The sequence below is a fragment of the Vibrio inusitatus genome (assembly GCA_024346935.1).
GTDB lineage: Bacteria > Pseudomonadota > Gammaproteobacteria > Enterobacterales > Vibrionaceae > Vibrio > Vibrio inusitatus.
In genome coordinates, this window is record AP024878.1 from 263,903 (window position 1) to 285,996 (window position 22,094).

The 22,094-nt window shown below is 47.1% G+C and carries 4 protein-coding genes, 6 tRNA genes and 8 rRNA genes; 17 read left to right on the plus strand and 1 reads right to left on the minus strand.

Translation table 11 applies throughout. The features are described from left to right. Positions 1 to 209: 209 nt before the first annotated feature. From OCU48_RS01280 to metA, 16 genes are all read left to right on the plus strand, one after another. Positions 210 to 3,099, plus strand: a 23S ribosomal RNA gene (locus OCU48_RS01280). 92 nt (positions 3,100 to 3,191) lie between these two features. Beyond that, positions 3,192 to 3,307, plus strand: a 5S ribosomal RNA gene (gene rrf / locus OCU48_RS01285). 360 nt (positions 3,308 to 3,667) lie between these two features. After that, positions 3,668 to 5,220 (plus strand): 16S ribosomal RNA (locus OCU48_RS01290). A gap of 101 nt (positions 5,221 to 5,321) precedes the next feature. Next, positions 5,322 to 5,398 (plus strand) — tRNA-Ile (locus OCU48_RS01295). 88 nt (positions 5,399 to 5,486) lie between these two features. Further along, positions 5,487 to 5,562 (plus strand) — tRNA-Ala (locus OCU48_RS01300). A 324-nt stretch (positions 5,563 to 5,886) separates the two neighbouring features. After that, a 23S ribosomal RNA gene (locus tag OCU48_RS01305) occupies positions 5,887 to 8,776 on the plus strand. A 92-nt stretch (positions 8,777 to 8,868) separates the two neighbouring features. Next, a 5S ribosomal RNA gene (rrf, locus tag OCU48_RS01310) occupies positions 8,869 to 8,984 on the plus strand. 360 nt (positions 8,985 to 9,344) lie between these two features. Continuing rightward, positions 9,345 to 10,897 (plus strand): 16S ribosomal RNA (locus OCU48_RS01315). Positions 10,898 to 11,023: 126 nt separating this feature from the next. Then, positions 11,024 to 11,099 (plus strand) — tRNA-Glu (locus OCU48_RS01320). Positions 11,100 to 11,101: 2 nt separating this feature from the next. Then, positions 11,102 to 11,177: transfer RNA gene (locus tag OCU48_RS01325), tRNA-Lys, on the plus strand. Between the two features lie 44 nt (positions 11,178 to 11,221). Further along, positions 11,222 to 11,297, plus strand: a tRNA-Val gene (locus OCU48_RS01330). Between the two features lie 340 nt (positions 11,298 to 11,637). After that, positions 11,638 to 14,527 (plus strand): 23S ribosomal RNA (locus OCU48_RS01335). 92 nt (positions 14,528 to 14,619) lie between these two features. Then, a 5S ribosomal RNA gene (rrf, locus tag OCU48_RS01340) occupies positions 14,620 to 14,735 on the plus strand. Together the 16S, 23S and 5S rRNA genes with 6 tRNA genes alongside form the textbook arrangement of a ribosomal RNA operon. 61 nt (positions 14,736 to 14,796) lie before the next feature. Beyond that, positions 14,797 to 14,873 (plus strand) — tRNA-Asp (locus OCU48_RS01345). A gap of 381 nt (positions 14,874 to 15,254) precedes the next feature. Next, positions 15,255 to 15,776 carry a hypothetical protein gene (locus OCU48_RS01350; protein WP_244312374.1) on the plus strand — a complete coding sequence of 174 codons (522 nt, stop codon included), beginning with the start codon at positions 15,255 to 15,257 and terminating at the stop codon, positions 15,774 to 15,776. A gap of 96 nt (positions 15,777 to 15,872) precedes the next feature. Further along, a complete protein-coding gene (gene metA, locus OCU48_RS01355) occupies positions 15,873 to 16,814 on the plus strand; it encodes a homoserine O-acetyltransferase MetA (RefSeq protein ID WP_141346897.1) in 942 nt (313 codons plus the stop codon). A gap of 95 nt (positions 16,815 to 16,909) precedes the next feature. On the opposite strand, the gene OCU48_RS01360 is transcribed toward metA, so the two are convergent. Next, the gene (locus OCU48_RS01360; RefSeq protein ID WP_141346898.1) at positions 16,910 to 18,202 is read right to left on the minus strand and encodes a cation:proton antiporter; all 1,293 of its coding nucleotides are present in this window, start codon (positions 18,200 to 18,202) and stop codon (positions 16,910 to 16,912) included. 183 nt (positions 18,203 to 18,385) lie between these two features. On the opposite strand from OCU48_RS01360, the gene metH reads away from it, so the two are divergent. Next, positions 18,386 to 22,054 (plus strand): methionine synthase, encoded by a 3,669-nt coding sequence (metH, locus tag OCU48_RS01365; protein WP_141346899.1) that lies wholly within the window; start codon positions 18,386 to 18,388, stop codon positions 22,052 to 22,054. Positions 22,055 to 22,094 lie beyond the last annotated feature (40 nt).

A 22,094-nucleotide genomic window follows, 5' to 3' on the forward strand; every position in this document is an offset into this window, starting at 1 on the left:
AAAGTTCTCAAATCCTATGTCTTTATGATGTAGGTACCAACACACATTCAAGTGTTCTTGGGAATGTACTCTTGCCAGAGTGCATTCAAATTTGAGTCCGGCAAAATCGAATGTTATCTCGCTCATAATAAAGAGATAACGCACCTTGGAAACGTCATACTACGCTGTAGCAAGCGTATTGCGTTAAGCAAGACCCTTTGGGGTTGTATGGTTAAGTGACTAAGCGTACACGGTGGATGCCTTGGCAGTCAGAGGCGATGAAAGACGTAATAACTTGCGATAAGCCCAGATTAGGTAGTAATAACCATTTGAGTCTGGGATTTCTGAATGGGGAAACCCACGTGCATAAGCACGTATCGTTATGTGAATACATAGCATAACGAGGCAAACCCGGGGAACTGAAACATCTAAGTACCCGGAGGAAGAGAAATCAACCGAGATTCCGAAAGTAGCGGCGAGCGAAATTGGATTAGCCCTTAAGCTTTTAATGCGTCAGGTGAAGAGTCTGGAAAGTCTCGCAGTATAGGGTGATAGCCCCGTAACCGACAACGCATTTTAAGTGAAAACGAGTAAGGCGGGACACGTGATATCCTGTTTGAACATGGGGGGACCATCCTCCAAGGCTAAATACTACTGACTGACCGATAGTGAACCAGTACCGTGAGGGAAAGGCGAAAAGAACCCCTGTGAGGGGAGTGAAATAGAACCTGAAACCGTGTACGTACAAGCAGTAGGAGCGCCTCGAAGCGTGACTGCGTACCTTTTGTATAATGGGTCAGCGACTTAATTTTAGTAGCAAGGTTAACCGTATAGGGGAGCCGTAGGGAAACCGAGTCTTAACTGGGCGTCGAGTTGCTAGAATTAGACCCGAAACCAGGTGATCTAGCCATGGGCAGGTTGAAGGTTGAGTAACATCAACTGGAGGACCGAACCGACTAATGTTGAAAAATTAGCGGATGACTTGTGGCTAGGGGTGAAAGGCCAATCAAACCTGGAGATAGCTGGTTCTCCCCGAAAGCTATTTAGGTAGCGCCTCGGACGAATACCAATGGGGGTAGAGCACTGTTAAGGCTAGGGGGTCATCCCGACTTACCAACCCTTTGCAAACTCCGAATACCATTGAGTACTATCCGGGAGACACACGGCGGGTGCTAACGTCCGTCGTGGAGAGGGAAACAACCCAGACCGCCAGCTAAGGTCCCAAAGTATAGCTAAGTGGGAAACGATGTGGGAAGGCTCAGACAGCCAGGATGTTGGCTTAGAAGCAGCCATCATTTAAAGAAAGCGTAATAGCTCACTGGTCGAGTCGGCCTGCGCGGAAGATGTAACGGGGCTAAGCTATACACCGAAGCTGCGGCTGCATACTTTTGTATGCGGGGTAGGGGAGCGTTCTGTAAGCGGTTGAAGGTGGTCTGTAAGGGCTGCTGGACGTATCAGAAGTGCGAATGCTGACATGAGTAACGATAAAGGGAGTGAAAAACTCCCTCGCCGGAAGACCAAGGGTTCCTGTCCAACGTTAATCGGGGCAGGGTAAGTCGACCCCTAAGGCGAGGCCGAAAGGCGTAGTCGATGGGAAACGGGTTAATATTCCCGTACTTCTTATAATTGCGATGGGGGGACGGAGAAGGCTAGGTGGGCCTGGCGATGGTTGTCCAGGTTCAAGTATGTAGGCGGAAAGTTTAGGTAAATCCGGACTTTCTTAACGCTGAGATACGATGTCGAGCTGCTACGTGCAGTGAAGTCATTGATGCCATGCTTCCAGGAAAAGCCTCTAAGCTTCAGATTATAAGAAATCGTACCCCAAACCGACACAGGTGGTCGGGTAGAGAATACCAAGGCGCTTGAGAGAACTCGGGTGAAGGAACTAGGCAAAATGGTACCGTAACTTCGGGAGAAGGTACGCTCTTGGCGGTGAAGTCCCTTGCGGATGGAGCTACTAGGAGTCGCAGATACCAGGTGGCTGCAACTGTTTATTAAAAACACAGCACTGTGCAAAATCGTAAGATGACGTATACGGTGTGACGCCTGCCCGGTGCCGGAAGGTTAATTGATGGGGTTAGACTTCGGTCGAAGCTCTTGATCGAAGCCCCGGTAAACGGCGGCCGTAACTATAACGGTCCTAAGGTAGCGAAATTCCTTGTCGGGTAAGTTCCGACCTGCACGAATGGCGTAATGATGGCCACGCTGTCTCCACCCGAGACTCAGTGAAATTGAAATCGCTGTGAAGATGCAGTGTACCCGCGGCTAGACGGAAAGACCCCGTGAACCTTTACTACAGCTTGGCACTGAACATTGACCCTACATGTGTAGGATAGGTGGGAGGCTTTGAAGACGGTACGCTAGTATCGTTGGAGCCGTCCTTGAAATACCACCCTTGTATGCTTGATGTTCTAACGTTGGTCCCTTATCGGGATTGCGGACAGTGCCTGGTGGGTAGTTTGACTGGGGCGGTCTCCTCCCAAAGAGTAACGGAGGAGCACGAAGGTGGGCTAAACACGGTTGGACATCGTGTGGTTAGTGCAATGGCATAAGCCCGCTTGACTGCGAGAATGACAATTCGAGCAGGTGCGAAAGCAGGTCATAGTGATCCGGTGGTTCTGAATGGAAGGGCCATCGCTCAACGGATAAAAGGTACTCCGGGGATAACAGGCTGATACCGCCCAAGAGTTCATATCGACGGCGGTGTTTGGCACCTCGATGTCGGCTCATCACATCCTGGGGCTGAAGTCGGTCCCAAGGGTATGGCTGTTCGCCATTTAAAGTGGTACGCGAGCTGGGTTTAGAACGTCGTGAGACAGTTCGGTCCCTATCTGCCGTGGGCGTTGGAAGATTGAAGGGGGCTGCTCCTAGTACGAGAGGACCGGAGTGGACGAACCTCTGGTGTTCGGGTTGTCATGCCAATGGCATTGCCCGGTAGCTAAGTTCGGAATCGATAACCGCTGAAAGCATCTAAGCGGGAAGCGAGCCCTGAGATGAGTCTTCCCTGGCACTTTAAGTGTCCTAAAGGGTTGTTCAAGACTAGAACGTTGATAGGCAGGGTGTGTAAGTGCTGCGAGGCATTGAGCTAACCTGTACTAATTGCCCGTGAGGCTTAACCATACAACACCCAAGGGGTTTTGTGGACTCGAAGTAAGAACTTTGAATGTGTATTAAGAACTTTTAGATAATAGCTTTCCGAATTTTAAAATTTGCTTGGCGACCATAGCATTGTGGACCCACCTGATTCCATGCCGAACTCAGAAGTGAAACATAATAGCGCCGATGGTAGTGTGGGGTTTCCCCATGTGAGAGTAGGACATCGCCAGGCTTTAATTTTAGACTTGCTTCTATTGAAGCGAGTCACCATAAGATTCTAATTTATTTAGAGTTTTATGTTGACTTTAACAGTCAGTCGCGTAATATATGCGACCTGCTTAAGTGTTAAGGCACTTAAAGCACGCTCTTTAACAATTTAAACCTATCAATCTGTGTGGGCACTCGTTGATGATAATCGAAAAGATTTATCAATGAACTGAGTGACCAATACAATGATTTTTAATCATTGGCACAGTCAATTCATTATCGTTCTGTTGGAACGATAATAGCTTTAAAATTACTTCTTACTTTCGAGTAAGGAACAGTTTTGAAGTCAGTATTCATTGAGCCGGTCGAAAGACCAAAAAAACTTTAATTGAAGAGTTTGATCATGGCTCAGATTGAACGCTGGCGGCAGGCCTAACACATGCAAGTCGAGCGGAAACGACAATATTGACCCTTCGGGTGATTTATTGGGCGTCGAGCGGCGGACGGGTGAGTAATGCCTGGGAAATTGCCCTGATGTGGGGGATAACTATTGGAAACGATAGCTAATACCGCATAACGTCTACGGACCAAAGAGGGGGACCTTCGGGCCTCTCGCTTCAGGATATGCCCAGGTGGGATTAGCTAGTTGGTGAGGTAATGGCTCACCAAGGCGACGATCCCTAGCTGGTCTGAGAGGATGATCAGCCACACTGGAACTGAGACACGGTCCAGACTCCTACGGGAGGCAGCAGTGGGGAATATTGCACAATGGGCGAAAGCCTGATGCAGCCATGCCGCGTGTATGAAGAAGGCCTTCGGGTTGTAAAGTACTTTCAGTCGTGAGGAAGATATATAAGTTAATAGCTTATGTGTTTGACGTTAGCGACAGAAGAAGCACCGGCTAACTCCGTGCCAGCAGCCGCGGTAATACGGAGGGTGCGAGCGTTAATCGGAATTACTGGGCGTAAAGCGCATGCAGGTGGTTTGTTAAGTCAGATGTGAAAGCCCGGGGCTCAACCTCGGAACCGCATTTGAAACTGGCAGGCTAGAGTACTGTAGAGGGGGGTAGAATTTCAGGTGTAGCGGTGAAATGCGTAGAGATCTGAAGGAATACCAGTGGCGAAGGCGGCCCCCTGGACAGATACTGACACTCAGATGCGAAAGCGTGGGGAGCAAACAGGATTAGATACCCTGGTAGTCCACGCCGTAAACGATGTCTACTTGGAGGTTGTGGCCTTGAGCCGTGGCTTTCGGAGCTAACGCGTTAAGTAGACCGCCTGGGGAGTACGGTCGCAAGATTAAAACTCAAATGAATTGACGGGGGCCCGCACAAGCGGTGGAGCATGTGGTTTAATTCGATGCAACGCGAAGAACCTTACCTACTCTTGACATCCAGAGAACTTTCCAGAGATGGATTGGTGCCTTCGGGAACTCTGAGACAGGTGCTGCATGGCTGTCGTCAGCTCGTGTTGTGAAATGTTGGGTTAAGTCCCGCAACGAGCGCAACCCTTATCCTTGTTTGCCAGCACGTAATGGTGGGAACTCCAGGGAGACTGCCGGTGATAAACCGGAGGAAGGTGGGGACGACGTCAAGTCATCATGGCCCTTACGAGTAGGGCTACACACGTGCTACAATGGCGCATACAGAGGGCGGCCAACCAGCGATGGTGAGCGAATCCCAAAAAGTGCGTCGTAGTCCGGATTGGAGTCTGCAACTCGACTCCATGAAGTCGGAATCGCTAGTAATCGTGAATCAGAATGTCACGGTGAATACGTTCCCGGGCCTTGTACACACCGCCCGTCACACCATGGGAGTGGGCTGCAAAAGAAGTGGGTAGTTTAACCTTCGGGAGGACGCTCACCACTTTGTGGTTCATGACTGGGGTGAAGTCGTAACAAGGTAGCCCTAGGGGAACCTGGGGCTGGATCACCTCCTTATACGATGATTACTCACGATGAGTGTCCACACAGATTGATACGGTTTAGAAAGTAAAGAGAGTATTTTGCGAAATGGTACTTGTACTGTTTTGTGAAAAATTGGGTCTGTAGCTCAGCTGGTTAGAGCGCTCGCCTGATAAGCGGGAGGTCGGTGGTTCAAGTCCACTCAGACCCACCAATTTTTCCTTATACTGCGTTAGATTCTTCGTTGTGTACTGATGTACACGGCCTCACAATCTGCCTTGTTTAAGAAAAAATACCAAGATGGGGCTATAGCTCAGCTGGGAGAGCGCCTGCCTTGCACGCAGGAGGTCTGCGGTTCGATCCCGCATAGCTCCACCATCTTTAAGCGTATTTGCTTAAGTACTCTTAAAAATGGTTTCGTAAGAAATTCATGCTCTTTAACAATTTGGAAAGCTGACGATAAATAATGTGATTTCATTATTTATCAAATTTAAAAGTTCTCAAATCCTATGTCTTTATGATGTAGGTACCAACACACATTCAAGTGTTCTTGGGAATGTACTCTTGCCAGAGTGCATTCAAATTTGAGTCCGGCAAAATCGAATGTTATCTCGCTCATAATAAAGAGATAACGCACCTTGGAAACGTCATACTACGTTGTAGCAAACGTATTGCGTTAAGCAAGACCCTTTGGGGTTGTATGGTTAAGTGACTAAGCGTACACGGTGGATGCCTTGGCAGTCAGAGGCGATGAAAGACGTAATAACTTGCGATAAGCCCAGATTAGGTAGTAATAACCATTTGAGTCTGGGATTTCTGAATGGGGAAACCCACGTGCATAAGCACGTATCGTTATGTGAATACATAGCATAACGAGGCAAACCCGGGGAACTGAAACATCTAAGTACCCGGAGGAAGAGAAATCAACCGAGATTCCGAAAGTAGCGGCGAGCGAAATTGGATTAGCCCTTAAGCTTTTAATGCGTCAGGTGAAGAGTCTGGAAAGTCTCGCAGTATAGGGTGATAGCCCCGTAACCGACAACGCATTTTAAGTGAAAACGAGTAAGGCGGGACACGTGATATCCTGTTTGAACATGGGGGGACCATCCTCCAAGGCTAAATACTACTGACTGACCGATAGTGAACCAGTACCGTGAGGGAAAGGCGAAAAGAACCCCTGTGAGGGGAGTGAAATAGAACCTGAAACCGTGTACGTACAAGCAGTAGGAGCGCCTCGAAGCGTGACTGCGTACCTTTTGTATAATGGGTCAGCGACTTAATTTTAGTAGCAAGGTTAACCGTATAGGGGAGCCGTAGGGAAACCGAGTCTTAACTGGGCGTCGAGTTGCTAGAATTAGACCCGAAACCAGGTGATCTAGCCATGGGCAGGTTGAAGGTTGAGTAACATCAACTGGAGGACCGAACCGACTAATGTTGAAAAATTAGCGGATGACTTGTGGCTAGGGGTGAAAGGCCAATCAAACCTGGAGATAGCTGGTTCTCCCCGAAAGCTATTTAGGTAGCGCCTCGGACGAATACCAATGGGGGTAGAGCACTGTTAAGGCTAGGGGGTCATCCCGACTTACCAACCCTTTGCAAACTCCGAATACCATTGAGTACTATCCGGGAGACACACGGCGGGTGCTAACGTCCGTCGTGGAGAGGGAAACAACCCAGACCGCCAGCTAAGGTCCCAAAGTATAGCTAAGTGGGAAACGATGTGGGAAGGCTCAGACAGCCAGGATGTTGGCTTAGAAGCAGCCATCATTTAAAGAAAGCGTAATAGCTCACTGGTCGAGTCGGCCTGCGCGGAAGATGTAACGGGGCTAAGCTATACACCGAAGCTGCGGCTGCATACTTTTGTATGCGGGGTAGGGGAGCGTTCTGTAAGCGGTTGAAGGTGGTCTGTAAGGGCTGCTGGACGTATCAGAAGTGCGAATGCTGACATGAGTAACGATAAAGGGAGTGAAAAACTCCCTCGCCGGAAGACCAAGGGTTCCTGTCCAACGTTAATCGGGGCAGGGTAAGTCGACCCCTAAGGCGAGGCCGAAAGGCGTAGTCGATGGGAAACGGGTTAATATTCCCGTACTTCTTATAATTGCGATGGGGGGACGGAGAAGGCTAGGTGGGCCTGGCGATGGTTGTCCAGGTTCAAGTATGTAGGCGGAAAGTTTAGGTAAATCCGGACTTTCTTAACGCTGAGATACGATGTCGAGCTGCTACGTGCAGTGAAGTCATTGATGCCATGCTTCCAGGAAAAGCCTCTAAGCTTCAGATTATAAGAAATCGTACCCCAAACCGACACAGGTGGTCGGGTAGAGAATACCAAGGCGCTTGAGAGAACTCGGGTGAAGGAACTAGGCAAAATGGTACCGTAACTTCGGGAGAAGGTACGCTCTTGGCGGTGAAGTCCCTTGCGGATGGAGCTACTAGGAGTCGCAGATACCAGGTGGCTGCAACTGTTTATTAAAAACACAGCACTGTGCAAAATCGTAAGATGACGTATACGGTGTGACGCCTGCCCGGTGCCGGAAGGTTAATTGATGGGGTTAGACTTCGGTCGAAGCTCTTGATCGAAGCCCCGGTAAACGGCGGCCGTAACTATAACGGTCCTAAGGTAGCGAAATTCCTTGTCGGGTAAGTTCCGACCTGCACGAATGGCGTAATGATGGCCACGCTGTCTCCACCCGAGACTCAGTGAAATTGAAATCGCTGTGAAGATGCAGTGTACCCGCGGCTAGACGGAAAGACCCCGTGAACCTTTACTACAGCTTGGCACTGAACATTGACCCTACATGTGTAGGATAGGTGGGAGGCTTTGAAGACGGTACGCTAGTATCGTTGGAGCCGTCCTTGAAATACCACCCTTGTATGCTTGATGTTCTAACGTTGGTCCCTTATCGGGATTGCGGACAGTGCCTGGTGGGTAGTTTGACTGGGGCGGTCTCCTCCCAAAGAGTAACGGAGGAGCACGAAGGTGGGCTAAACACGGTTGGACATCGTGTGGTTAGTGCAATGGCATAAGCCCGCTTGACTGCGAGAATGACAATTCGAGCAGGTGCGAAAGCAGGTCATAGTGATCCGGTGGTTCTGAATGGAAGGGCCATCGCTCAACGGATAAAAGGTACTCCGGGGATAACAGGCTGATACCGCCCAAGAGTTCATATCGACGGCGGTGTTTGGCACCTCGATGTCGGCTCATCACATCCTGGGGCTGAAGTCGGTCCCAAGGGTATGGCTGTTCGCCATTTAAAGTGGTACGCGAGCTGGGTTTAGAACGTCGTGAGACAGTTCGGTCCCTATCTGCCGTGGGCGTTGGAAGATTGAAGGGGGCTGCTCCTAGTACGAGAGGACCGGAGTGGACGAACCTCTGGTGTTCGGGTTGTCATGCCAATGGCATTGCCCGGTAGCTAAGTTCGGAATCGATAACCGCTGAAAGCATCTAAGCGGGAAGCGAGCCCTGAGATGAGTCTTCCCTGGCACTTTAAGTGTCCTAAAGGGTTGTTCAAGACTAGAACGTTGATAGGCAGGGTGTGTAAGTGCTGCGAGGCATTGAGCTAACCTGTACTAATTGCCCGTGAGGCTTAACCATACAACACCCAAGGGGTTTTGTGGACTCGAAGTAAGAACTTTGAATGTGTATTAAGAACTTTTAGATAATAGCTTTCCGAATTTTAAAATTTGCTTGGCGACCATAGCATTGTGGACCCACCTGATTCCATGCCGAACTCAGAAGTGAAACATAATAGCGCCGATGGTAGTGTGGGGTTTCCCCATGTGAGAGTAGGACATCGCCAGGCTTTAATTTTAGACTTGCTTCTATTGAAGCGAGTCACCATAAGATTCTAATTTATTTAGAGTTTTATGTTGACTTTAACAGTCAGTCGCGTAATATATGCGACCTGCTTAAGTGTTAAGGCACTTAAAGCACGCTCTTTAACAATTTAAACCTATCAATCTGTGTGGGCACTCGTTGATGATAATCGAAAAGATTTATCAATGAACTGAGTGACCAATACAATGATTTTTAATCATTGGCACAGTCAATTCATTATCGTTCTGTTGGAACGATAATAGCTTTAAAATTACTTCTTACTTTCGAGTAAGGAACAGTTTTGAAGTCAGTATTCATTGAGCCGGTCGAAAGACCAAAAAAACTTTAATTGAAGAGTTTGATCATGGCTCAGATTGAACGCTGGCGGCAGGCCTAACACATGCAAGTCGAGCGGAAACGACAACATTGACCCTTCGGGTGATTTGTTGGGCGTCGAGCGGCGGACGGGTGAGTAATGCCTGGGAAATTGCCCTGATGTGGGGGATAACTATTGGAAACGATAGCTAATACCGCATAACGTCTACGGACCAAAGAGGGGGACCTTCGGGCCTCTCGCTTCAGGATATGCCCAGGTGGGATTAGCTAGTTGGTGAGGTAATGGCTCACCAAGGCGACGATCCCTAGCTGGTCTGAGAGGATGATCAGCCACACTGGAACTGAGACACGGTCCAGACTCCTACGGGAGGCAGCAGTGGGGAATATTGCACAATGGGCGAAAGCCTGATGCAGCCATGCCGCGTGTATGAAGAAGGCCTTCGGGTTGTAAAGTACTTTCAGTCGTGAGGAAGATATATAAGTTAATAGCTTATGTGTTTGACGTTAGCGACAGAAGAAGCACCGGCTAACTCCGTGCCAGCAGCCGCGGTAATACGGAGGGTGCGAGCGTTAATCGGAATTACTGGGCGTAAAGCGCATGCAGGTGGTTTGTTAAGTCAGATGTGAAAGCCCGGGGCTCAACCTCGGAACCGCATTTGAAACTGGCAGGCTAGAGTACTGTAGAGGGGGGTAGAATTTCAGGTGTAGCGGTGAAATGCGTAGAGATCTGAAGGAATACCAGTGGCGAAGGCGGCCCCCTGGACAGATACTGACACTCAGATGCGAAAGCGTGGGGAGCAAACAGGATTAGATACCCTGGTAGTCCACGCCGTAAACGATGTCTACTTGGAGGTTGTGGCCTTGAGCCGTGGCTTTCGGAGCTAACGCGTTAAGTAGACCGCCTGGGGAGTACGGTCGCAAGATTAAAACTCAAATGAATTGACGGGGGCCCGCACAAGCGGTGGAGCATGTGGTTTAATTCGATGCAACGCGAAGAACCTTACCTACTCTTGACATCCAGAGAACTTTCCAGAGATGGATTGGTGCCTTCGGGAACTCTGAGACAGGTGCTGCATGGCTGTCGTCAGCTCGTGTTGTGAAATGTTGGGTTAAGTCCCGCAACGAGCGCAACCCTTATCCTTGTTTGCCAGCACGTAATGGTGGGAACTCCAGGGAGACTGCCGGTGATAAACCGGAGGAAGGTGGGGACGACGTCAAGTCATCATGGCCCTTACGAGTAGGGCTACACACGTGCTACAATGGCGCATACAGAGGGCGGCCAACCAGCGATGGTGAGCGAATCCCAAAAAGTGCGTCGTAGTCCGGATTGGAGTCTGCAACTCGACTCCATGAAGTCGGAATCGCTAGTAATCGTGAATCAGAATGTCACGGTGAATACGTTCCCGGGCCTTGTACACACCGCCCGTCACACCATGGGAGTGGGCTGCAAAAGAAGTGGGTAGTTTAACCTTCGGGAGGACGCTCACCACTTTGTGGTTCATGACTGGGGTGAAGTCGTAACAAGGTAGCCCTAGGGGAACCTGGGGCTGGATCACCTCCTTATACGATGATTACTCACGATGAGTGTCCACACAGATTGATATGGTTTAGAAAGTAAAGAGATTTGAAGCACCTCCCAAGGTGCTTCGACAGTTTATGTTTACTCTTCGGAGTGAAGATAAATCTAGTGTCCCGTTCGTCTAGAGGCCTAGGACACCGCCCTTTCACGGCGGTAACAGGGGTTCGACTCCCCTACGGGATACCATTGGGTCGTTAGCTCAGCTGGTAGAGCAGTTGACTTTTAATCAATTGGTCGCAGGTTCGAATCCTGCACGACCCACCATTTCCTCCCCACAGAGGAAGCTGTGAATAACAGCAAAACAATGTGGGCGATTAGCTCAGTTGGGAGAGCACCTCCCTTACAAGGAGGGGGTCACTGGTTCGAGCCCGGTATCGCCCACCATCTTTAAGCATATTTCTTCTAGAAATAAAGAAGTTAGTGTGTTTAAAAATGGTTCATTTGTTTGAATCTCGCTCTTTAACAATTTGGAAAGCTGACGAACAACAATGTGATTTCATTGTTGTTCAAATTTAAAAGTTCTCAAATCCTATGTCTTTATGATGTAGGTACCAACACACATTCAAGTGTTCTTGGGAATGTACTCTTGCCAGAGTGCATTCAAATTTGAGTCCGGCAAAATCGAATGTTATCTCGCTCATAATAAAGAGATAACGCACCTTGGAAACGTCATACTACGCTGTAGCAAGCGTATTGCGTTAAGCAAGACCCTTTGGGGTTGTATGGTTAAGTGACTAAGCGTACACGGTGGATGCCTTGGCAGTCAGAGGCGATGAAAGACGTAATAACTTGCGATAAGCCCAGATTAGGTAGTAATAACCATTTGAGTCTGGGATTTCTGAATGGGGAAACCCACGTGCATAAGCACGTATCGTTATGTGAATACATAGCATAACGAGGCAAACCCGGGGAACTGAAACATCTAAGTACCCGGAGGAAGAGAAATCAACCGAGATTCCGAAAGTAGCGGCGAGCGAAATTGGATTAGCCCTTAAGCTTTTAATGCGTCAGGTGAAGAGTCTGGAAAGTCTCGCAGTATAGGGTGATAGCCCCGTAACCGACAACGCATTTTAAGTGAAAACGAGTAAGGCGGGACACGTGATATCCTGTTTGAACATGGGGGGACCATCCTCCAAGGCTAAATACTACTGACTGACCGATAGTGAACCAGTACCGTGAGGGAAAGGCGAAAAGAACCCCTGTGAGGGGAGTGAAATAGAACCTGAAACCGTGTACGTACAAGCAGTAGGAGCGCCTCGAAGCGTGACTGCGTACCTTTTGTATAATGGGTCAGCGACTTAATTTTAGTAGCAAGGTTAACCGTATAGGGGAGCCGTAGGGAAACCGAGTCTTAACTGGGCGTCGAGTTGCTAGAATTAGACCCGAAACCAGGTGATCTAGCCATGGGCAGGTTGAAGGTTGAGTAACATCAACTGGAGGACCGAACCGACTAATGTTGAAAAATTAGCGGATGACTTGTGGCTAGGGGTGAAAGGCCAATCAAACCTGGAGATAGCTGGTTCTCCCCGAAAGCTATTTAGGTAGCGCCTCGGACGAATACCAATGGGGGTAGAGCACTGTTAAGGCTAGGGGGTCATCCCGACTTACCAACCCTTTGCAAACTCCGAATACCATTGAGTACTATCCGGGAGACACACGGCGGGTGCTAACGTCCGTCGTGGAGAGGGAAACAACCCAGACCGCCAGCTAAGGTCCCAAAGTATAGCTAAGTGGGAAACGATGTGGGAAGGCTCAGACAGCCAGGATGTTGGCTTAGAAGCAGCCATCATTTAAAGAAAGCGTAATAGCTCACTGGTCGAGTCGGCCTGCGCGGAAGATGTAACGGGGCTAAGCTATACACCGAAGCTGCGGCTGCATACTTTTGTATGCGGGGTAGGGGAGCGTTCTGTAAGCGGTTGAAGGTGGTCTGTAAGGGCTGCTGGACGTATCAGAAGTGCGAATGCTGACATGAGTAACGATAAAGGGAGTGAAAAACTCCCTCGCCGGAAGACCAAGGGTTCCTGTCCAACGTTAATCGGGGCAGGGTAAGTCGACCCCTAAGGCGAGGCCGAAAGGCGTAGTCGATGGGAAACGGGTTAATATTCCCGTACTTCTTATAATTGCGATGGGGGGACGGAGAAGGCTAGGTGGGCCTGGCGATGGTTGTCCAGGTTCAAGTATGTAGGCGGAAAGTTTAGGTAAATCCGGACTTTCTTAACGCTGAGATACGATGTCGAGCTGCTACGTGCAGTGAAGTCATTGATGCCATGCTTCCAGGAAAAGCCTCTAAGCTTCAGATTATAAGAAATCGTACCCCAAACCGACACAGGTGGTCGGGTAGAGAATACCAAGGCGCTTGAGAGAACTCGGGTGAAGGAACTAGGCAAAATGGTACCGTAACTTCGGGAGAAGGTACGCTCTTGGCGGTGAAGTCCCTTGCGGATGGAGCTACTAGGAGTCGCAGATACCAGGTGGCTGCAACTGTTTATTAAAAACACAGCACTGTGCAAAATCGTAAGATGACGTATACGGTGTGACGCCTGCCCGGTGCCGGAAGGTTAATTGATGGGGTTAGACTTCGGTCGAAGCTCTTGATCGAAGCCCCGGTAAACGGCGGCCGTAACTATAACGGTCCTAAGGTAGCGAAATTCCTTGTCGGGTAAGTTCCGACCTGCACGAATGGCGTAATGATGGCCACGCTGTCTCCACCCGAGACTCAGTGAAATTGAAATCGCTGTGAAGATGCAGTGTACCCGCGGCTAGACGGAAAGACCCCGTGAACCTTTACTACAGCTTGGCACTGAACATTGACCCTACATGTGTAGGATAGGTGGGAGGCTTTGAAGACGGTACGCTAGTATCGTTGGAGCCGTCCTTGAAATACCACCCTTGTATGCTTGATGTTCTAACGTTGGTCCCTTATCGGGATTGCGGACAGTGCCTGGTGGGTAGTTTGACTGGGGCGGTCTCCTCCCAAAGAGTAACGGAGGAGCACGAAGGTGGGCTAAACACGGTTGGACATCGTGTGGTTAGTGCAATGGCATAAGCCCGCTTGACTGCGAGAATGACAATTCGAGCAGGTGCGAAAGCAGGTCATAGTGATCCGGTGGTTCTGAATGGAAGGGCCATCGCTCAACGGATAAAAGGTACTCCGGGGATAACAGGCTGATACCGCCCAAGAGTTCATATCGACGGCGGTGTTTGGCACCTCGATGTCGGCTCATCACATCCTGGGGCTGAAGTCGGTCCCAAGGGTATGGCTGTTCGCCATTTAAAGTGGTACGCGAGCTGGGTTTAGAACGTCGTGAGACAGTTCGGTCCCTATCTGCCGTGGGCGTTGGAAGATTGAAGGGGGCTGCTCCTAGTACGAGAGGACCGGAGTGGACGAACCTCTGGTGTTCGGGTTGTCATGCCAATGGCATTGCCCGGTAGCTAAGTTCGGAATCGATAACCGCTGAAAGCATCTAAGCGGGAAGCGAGCCCTGAGATGAGTCTTCCCTGGCACTTTAAGTGTCCTAAAGGGTTGTTCAAGACTAGAACGTTGATAGGCAGGGTGTGTAAGTGCTGCGAGGCATTGAGCTAACCTGTACTAATTGCCCGTGAGGCTTAACCATACAACACCCAAGGGGTTTTGTGGACTCGAAGTAAGAACTTTGAATGTGTATTAAGAACTTTTAGATATTAGCTTTCCGAATTTTAAAATTTGCTTGGCGACCATAGCATTGTGGACCCACCTGATTCCATGCCGAACTCAGAAGTGAAACATAATAGCGCCGATGGTAGTGTGGGGTTTCCCCATGTGAGAGTAGGACATCGCCAGGCTTTAAATTAGATTGTATTGAAGCAACGCGAGTAAGACTTCAAGACAATAACAAATTGGTGCGGAGTGGTAGTTCAGTTGGTTAGAATACCGGCCTGTCACGCCGGGGGTCGCGGGTTCGAGTCCCGTCCACTCCGCCACTAATAAGAAGCCTTAGCAGAAATGCTAAGGCTTTTTTTCGTTTGTAAGAAATTATACCAATCGTAGTAAATAATTTCTCATCCTAGCTTGTTAAAATACTCCGATAACGGCGTTAGTATTTTTAACTGTAGAACAACTACTTATCAAAAATCCTGCTTTGCTATCCAGCGTTTTTCCTGCGCTATTTCTAATCACTTACTTACTGTGATTGGCATTACGTTTTCTTGTCGGTAACGATTCTAATCCCTCTGTCACTGATTATTTCATTACACTTGTATATTCCTAACCTAACTTCTCTTTCCTGCTTTTATGCCATATCAGTGATACCTTTATATTAATACCCACAACAATCTCAGTTAATGAAAAAACTATTGATACTTATGAGTTGCTTGATTTCTATGGTGCTAATTAGTGCTCTGGCAAGCCTGTACGGGCTGCTGATATATAAGGATCGAGGTTATGACTGGCAATGGTTAGGGTTTCCATTATTAGATAGTGGTGTGCAGATAGCTCGCACTAAAGATACGCATCAGCTGTTGCTACGCAAATTGTATCCTCTGCACTCTCTAGAAGTTTCTGCTTATACCACCATGGATAACAACATGGTGTTACAACTGACAGCGTTTACCTCGTGTGATAGTGATGTTGAAGCTCGATTGGCACTTAATGATGATATAGAAAGAACAATTACGTTAAAGTGCACTAAATCTACTGAGCTTAGATATCTATCGATTGAACGTTCGTTAGAACGTGTGACTATCGAACTTAATAATCACGTAATGAAGATAGACTTTGCGCCGTGGAATGTTGCTGAATTAAAAAAAGATCAGTTCAAACAACTACATCCCGAGTATTTCGAACGACTAGGGGAGACAACAGAGTTCCAATGGTCTCGCGATTGAATATTGGTTTACGATATCAGTCTCGACATCAAGGAGTGAATGCAGTAATCTGAATTAGATACGTATGGACGTCTAGATGTTTAAAGGAGAAAAGTTGTGCCGATTCGAGTCCCTGATCAATTACCTGCGACAGATGTACTAAGAGGAGAGAAGATTTTCGTTATGTCTGAATCTCGTGCCTCATCGCAAGAGATTCGTCCTCTAAGAGTCCTACTGCTCAACCTAATGCCCAAGAAGATTGAGACTGAGACTCAGTTTCTACGTTTGCTTTCTAACAGTCCATTACAAGTCGATGTCGAATTGCTTCGCATTGATAACAGACCAAGCAAAAACACACCTACCGAGCATTTAGATACGTTCTATCGCCAGTTTGAAGGTGTTAAAGGGCGTAATTTTGACGGACTGATCATCACTGGTGCGCCACTTGGTTTAGTTCAGTTTGAAGATGTCATCTATTGGGAACACTTACAGTCCATAATGAACTGGGCAAAAGAGCATGTGACTTCTACGCTTTACGTTTGTTGGGCAGCTCAAGCTGGTTTAAAACTACTTTATGACTTGCCTAAGCGTACTCGTAAAGAAAAGTTATCGGGTGTCTATGAGCACTTCACTCAGGATCAGCACCATCCTATACTTCGTGGGTTTGATGATTCTTTCTTAGCGCCTCATTCCCGCTATGCAGACTTTTCTCCAGAGTATTTATCTGAGTATACTGATCTCGATATCTTAGCAACCTCTGATACTGCTGGTGTTTATCTGGCCTCCACCAAAGACAAGCGCAATGTATTTGTTACTGGTCACCCTGAGTATGAGTCAAAGACTCTGCATACTGAGTACGTGCGAGATTTAGCGGAAGGAATGGAACCGGCTATTCCTGTTAACTATTATCCTGATAACAACCCTGATAATGCGCCTAGGGCGACTTGGCGTAGCCATGGGCATCTATTATTTAGTAATTGGCTCAACTACTGCGTTTATCAACAAACGCCATACGATTTGGATAAATTCTCCGAAGCTAACTTTACTAAAGATGAGTAGCTTATCATTCTTTAGAGCTAAAGAAAGGCATGCCATTGGCATGCCTTTTCTGTTTTCCTGCTCTATTTATGATCACTTACTTACTGTGATTGGTATTACTCTTGTTCTGTTTCAGCTGAGGGTTCTAGCTGTTTTGCTTTTTCTATCATAGGAGTAATAGTCATCCCTTGAACTAAGATAGAGAACATCACTACAGAATAAGTCATGACCATAATGATCTCTTTTACATCGATATTCTTTTCAGGGATCACCATGATACCTGCAGGTATTGATAGAGCCATGGCTAACGCAAGACCACCTCTGAGCCCACCCCAAGTGAGTATTTTCACTGACATAGGGTTGTAGTACCTAAATCGCTTGAAGCCAATATAGCTAATTCTAATACTGAGGTAGCGAGATAGGAGTACTAGTGGCACCGCTATTACCATCATGATCCAATCTTCGTGATGGAATTCGAAAAGTAACATCGACATGCCGATAAGCAGGAACAATATGGCATTGAGGAATTCATCAATCAATTCCCAGAAATGGTCCAAATTTTTAAATCCAGATTCTGAAAATCCAGTTTTTCGTGTCCAGTTACCAATAATGATGCCAGATACCACCATTGATAGTGGCCCTGATACTTCAAGTAGTTCTGCGATAGCATAGCCTGTTGATGGTATCAGAATGGTTAACAGCATCTCCATTGAATGATCTTCGGTTGTGCATATTAACCAGTGAAAAATAACACCTAAAACAAAACCGTAGGCAATGCCTCCAATGGCCTCTTGCAAAAATAATGCAGAGACCGAGCCAACGGTTGGAGCTTCTGTGCCAAAGGCAATCGTCAATAGGGTTACGAAGATAACTAAACCAAAGCCGTCATTGAAGAGAGACTCGCCTTCTATTTGCGTGGAAATACGTGCAGGAGCATTAAGTTTCTTAACAATGGCCAATACAGCAATGGGGTCGGTTGGCGATATTAACGCACCAAATAATAAGCAATAAATCAGGTCTAAATTAAAGCCGATTAAAGTACAGAGACCAAATAGAACAAAACCAATGAAGAAGGTAGAGAATAGAGTTGCCCCTAACGCTAGCGCAGTGATTTCCCACTTTTGGTCTTTTAGGTGATCTAACTTAATGCCAAGTCCACCTGCGAATAACAGAAACCCTAGGATTCCTTTAAGCAAAAAGTCTTCAAAGTTAATTGACGCAATGGTTTCAATGGCCACATGGGACAGCTTAAACCACCCCGCTTGACCTGCGATAATAATGGCTAATGACAACAGCATAGCGCCAGCCGTAATTGCAATGGTGGTCTGCATTTTGCCAATTTTACTGTTGATTAATGCGATGAGCGCTGCACCCGCAGCTAGAAAGCACAGCGTATGGTAGGCTTCCATTCCTTTCTCCTAAGTTTGAATAGCCTCAACACTGTGAGACAAAAATTTAACTAGATCAAATATAGTTGTACCTTAGATAGCATCATAGCGTAAATATGCATTATTTAGACGTCTAGAAATCTAATTTTACTGTGATAGGATGTTAGTAATAAGTTGGAAATGCCATACCGAGCAGGACGCAAAATGAGAGCACAATTAGAAGCCCAGTTGAAGAACCATATTCTTTTGATCGATGGTGGTATGGGCACCATGATTCAAAATCAAAAATTAGAAGAAGCGGATTATCGAGGTGATCGTTTTGCAGACTGGCATTGTGATCTGAAAGGGAATAATGATCTTCTTGTTCTTACTCAACCGCAGCTCATAAAGCAGATTCATTGCGATTATTTAGAAGCCGGTGCAGACATCCTTGAAACTAATACCTTCAATTCAACCACCATTGCGATGGCGGATTATGATATGGAGGCTCTCAGTGAGGAGATTAACTTTGCGGCGGCAAAGCTTGCTCGAGAAGCGGCAGATGAATGGACAGCAAAAACACCCGATAGACCACGTTATGTCGCTGGTGTTCTTGGTCCAACAAACCGCACTTGTTCTATCTCTCCAGATGTAAATGATCCAGGATTTAGAAATGTTAGCTTTGATGAATTGGTAGAAGCATACAAAGAATCCACGCTTGCTCTTATAAAGGGCGGTTCAGATCTTATCCTTATTGAGACTATCTTTGATACCTTGAATGCGAAAGCATGTGCGTTTGCTGTTGATACTGTTTTTGATGAGTTGGGTTACACGTTACCTGTCATGATATCTGGAACCATCACAGATGCATCCGGTCGTACCTTATCAGGTCAAACTACAGAAGCTTTCTATAACTCTTTACGTCACGTAAACCCAATCTCTTTTGGTCTGAACTGTGCTTTAGGGCCGGATGAACTACGTCCTTATGTAGATGAGTTATCTCGTATTTCAGAAACATTTATATCCGTTCATCCTAATGCGGGTCTACCAAATGCTTTTGGGGAGTATGACTTATCGCCAGAAGATATGGCTGAACATATTAAAGAGTGGGCAGAGTCAGGCTTCTTGAACTTAGTTGGTGGTTGTTGTGGTACAACGCCTGAACATATAAAGGCAATGGCGCAAGCGGTTGAAAATGCTCGACCACGTCAACTTCCTGAAATAAAAGCAGCCTGTCGCCTATCTGGATTAGAACCGCTAGCTATCGAAAGAGAAACCTTATTTTTGAACGTAGGTGAGCGTACCAACGTTACTGGTTCTGCTCGCTTTAAACGATTGATCAAAGAAGAGCTCTATGAAGAAGCTTTAGATGTTGCTCGTCAACAGGTAGAAAACGGCGCTCAGATCATTGATATCAACATGGATGAGGGAATGCTAGATGCTGAGGCGTGTATGGTTCGTTTCCTCAACCTATGTGCATCAGAACCTGATATATCGAAAGTACCTGTTATGGTGGATTCATCTAAATGGGAAGTGATTGAAGCTGGTCTTAAATGTATTCAAGGTAAAGGCATTGTTAACTCTATCTCATTGAAAGAAGGGAAAGAGAAGTTTATCGAGCAAGCCAAACTTATTCGTCGATATGGCGCAGCTGTTATTGTTATGGCTTTTGATGAACAGGGTCAGGCAGATACGCGTGAACGTAAGATTGAGATCTGTACCAATGCCTACAACATCCTAGTCGATGAAGTTGGATTCCCTGCTGAAGATATTATCTTTGATCCAAACATCTTTGCAGTAGCGACGGGTATTGATGATCATAATAATTACGCGGTTGATTTCATCAACGCTGTAGCGGATATCAAGCGTGATCTGCCGCATGCAATGGTGTCTGGTGGTGTATCTAACGTTTCTTTCTCATTCCGCGGCAATAACTACGTACGTGAAGCCATTCATGCTGTGTTCCTATACCACTGTTTTAGAAACGGTATGGATATGGGTATCGTGAATGCAGGTCAGTTAGAGATTTACGACAACGTACCCGACAAATTACGCGAAGCCGTTGAAGACGTGGTTCTAAACCGTAGAGATGACGCAACAGAACGTCTACTTGATATTGCTGATGAATATCGTGAAAACGGAGTAGCTGCAAAGGATGATAGTGCAGCACTTGAGTGGCGCAGTTGGCCAGTAGAAAAACGCTTAGAGCACGCATTGGTTAAAGGTATTACCGAGTTTATTATCGAAGATACTGAAGAGGCTCGAGTTAAGGCATCTAAACCTTTAGAAGTCATTGAAGGGCCGTTGATGGACGGTATGAATGTCGTCGGTGACTTATTTGGTGAAGGTAAGATGTTTTTACCTCAGGTAGTAAAGTCTGCTCGAGTAATGAAACAAGCTGTGGGTCACCTAGAACCTTACATTGATGCAGAAAAACAAGCGGGTCATACCAACGGTAAGATATTGTTGGCGACGGTAAAAGGGGATGTCCACGATATCGGTAAAAATATCGTGGGTGTGGTTTTACAGTGTAATAACTACGAAATTATCGATCTTGGCGTAATGGTGCCTTGTGAGAAAATCCTCAAAGTCGCAAAAGAAGAGAACGTCGATATCATTGGTTTATCAGGGTTGATTACTCCATCTCTAGATGAAATGGTGCATGTTGCTAAAGAAATGGAACGCCAGGGGTTCGATCTTCCGCTACTTATAGGTGGTGCAACTACCTCTAAAGCTCATACAGCGGTGAAGATAGAGCAAAACTACTCTCAACCTGTTGTTTATGTCAATAATGCTTCCCGTGCAGTAGGGGTATGCTCTGCATTGCTCTCTAATGAACAAAAGCCAGGTTTTATTGAAAAGTTGGATCTCGACTATGAACGAGTTCGTGATCAGCATGCTAGGAAGCGACCAAAGACAGCACCAGTGACTCTCGATAAAGCTCGTGAGAATAAAGTCGCTATTGATTGGGAGTCATACACTCCACCACAACCTAAGCAACTTGATCCCGTGGTTATCAAGGATATGAGTGTATCGGTATTACGTGACTATATTGACTGGACGCCATTCTTTATGACTTGGAGCCTCATGGGTAAATATCCTGCCATCCTAGAGCATGAAGAAGTCGGCGAAGAAGCGAAGCGTTTGTATAAAGACGCCAACGACTTGCTCGATATGATAGAAGCGGACGGTATTATTAAGGCAAGCGGAATGTGTCAGATGTTCCCTGCGAACAGTGTCGGTGATGACATCGAGGTGTATACCGATGAATCACGCACTGTTGTGGCTAAAAAGCTGTTTAATCTTCGTCAGCAAACTAAAAAGCCTAAAGGCTTCAACTATTGCTTGAGCGATTACATTGCGCCTAAAGAAAGCGGTGTTAGAGATTGGATTGGTGGATTTGCTGTTACCGGAGGTATTGGCGAGCGTGAGATTGCAGATAACTACAAAGCGGACGGTGACGATTACAATGCAATTATGATTCAGGCGGTATCCGATCGATTAGCAGAAGGTTTTGCCGAGTATCTTCATCAGCAGGTACGAAAGGATATCTGGGGATATGCACCTGATGAGCAATTGGGTAACGATGATCTCATCCGTGAAAAGTATCAAGGTATACGCCCAGCTCCTGGTTACCCTGCGTGTCCTGAGCATACTGAAAAACAAGCGATTTGGGATTTGATGCAAGTTGAAGAAACCATTGGTATGTCGCTTACTACGAGCTACGCAATGTGGCCAGGTGCGTCAGTGTCTGGTTGGTATTTCTCTCACCCTGATTGTCGTTATTTCGCCATTGCGCAAATCCAAGAAGACCAAGCAAGAGATTACGCTGAACGTAAAGGTTGGGAATGGACTGAGGCCGAAAAGTGGCTAGGGCCTAACTTGAACGGCTAGCAACAGAAAGTAAGAAGGGGCTAAATAGCCCCTTGTTTTT

What these genes read in the sequence shown, in the direction of transcription:
- OCU48_RS01350 (WP_244312374.1), top strand. Translation starts at nt 15,255, where the DNA reads ATGAGTTGCTTGATTTCTATGGTGCTAATTAGTGCTCTGGCAAGCCTG.
- OCU48_RS01360 (WP_141346898.1), bottom strand. Translation starts at nt 18,202, where the DNA reads ATGGAAGCCTACCATACGCTGTGCTTTCTAGCTGCGGGTGCAGCGCTC.
- metH (WP_141346899.1), top strand. Translation starts at nt 18,386, where the DNA reads ATGAGAGCACAATTAGAAGCCCAGTTGAAGAACCATATTCTTTTGATC.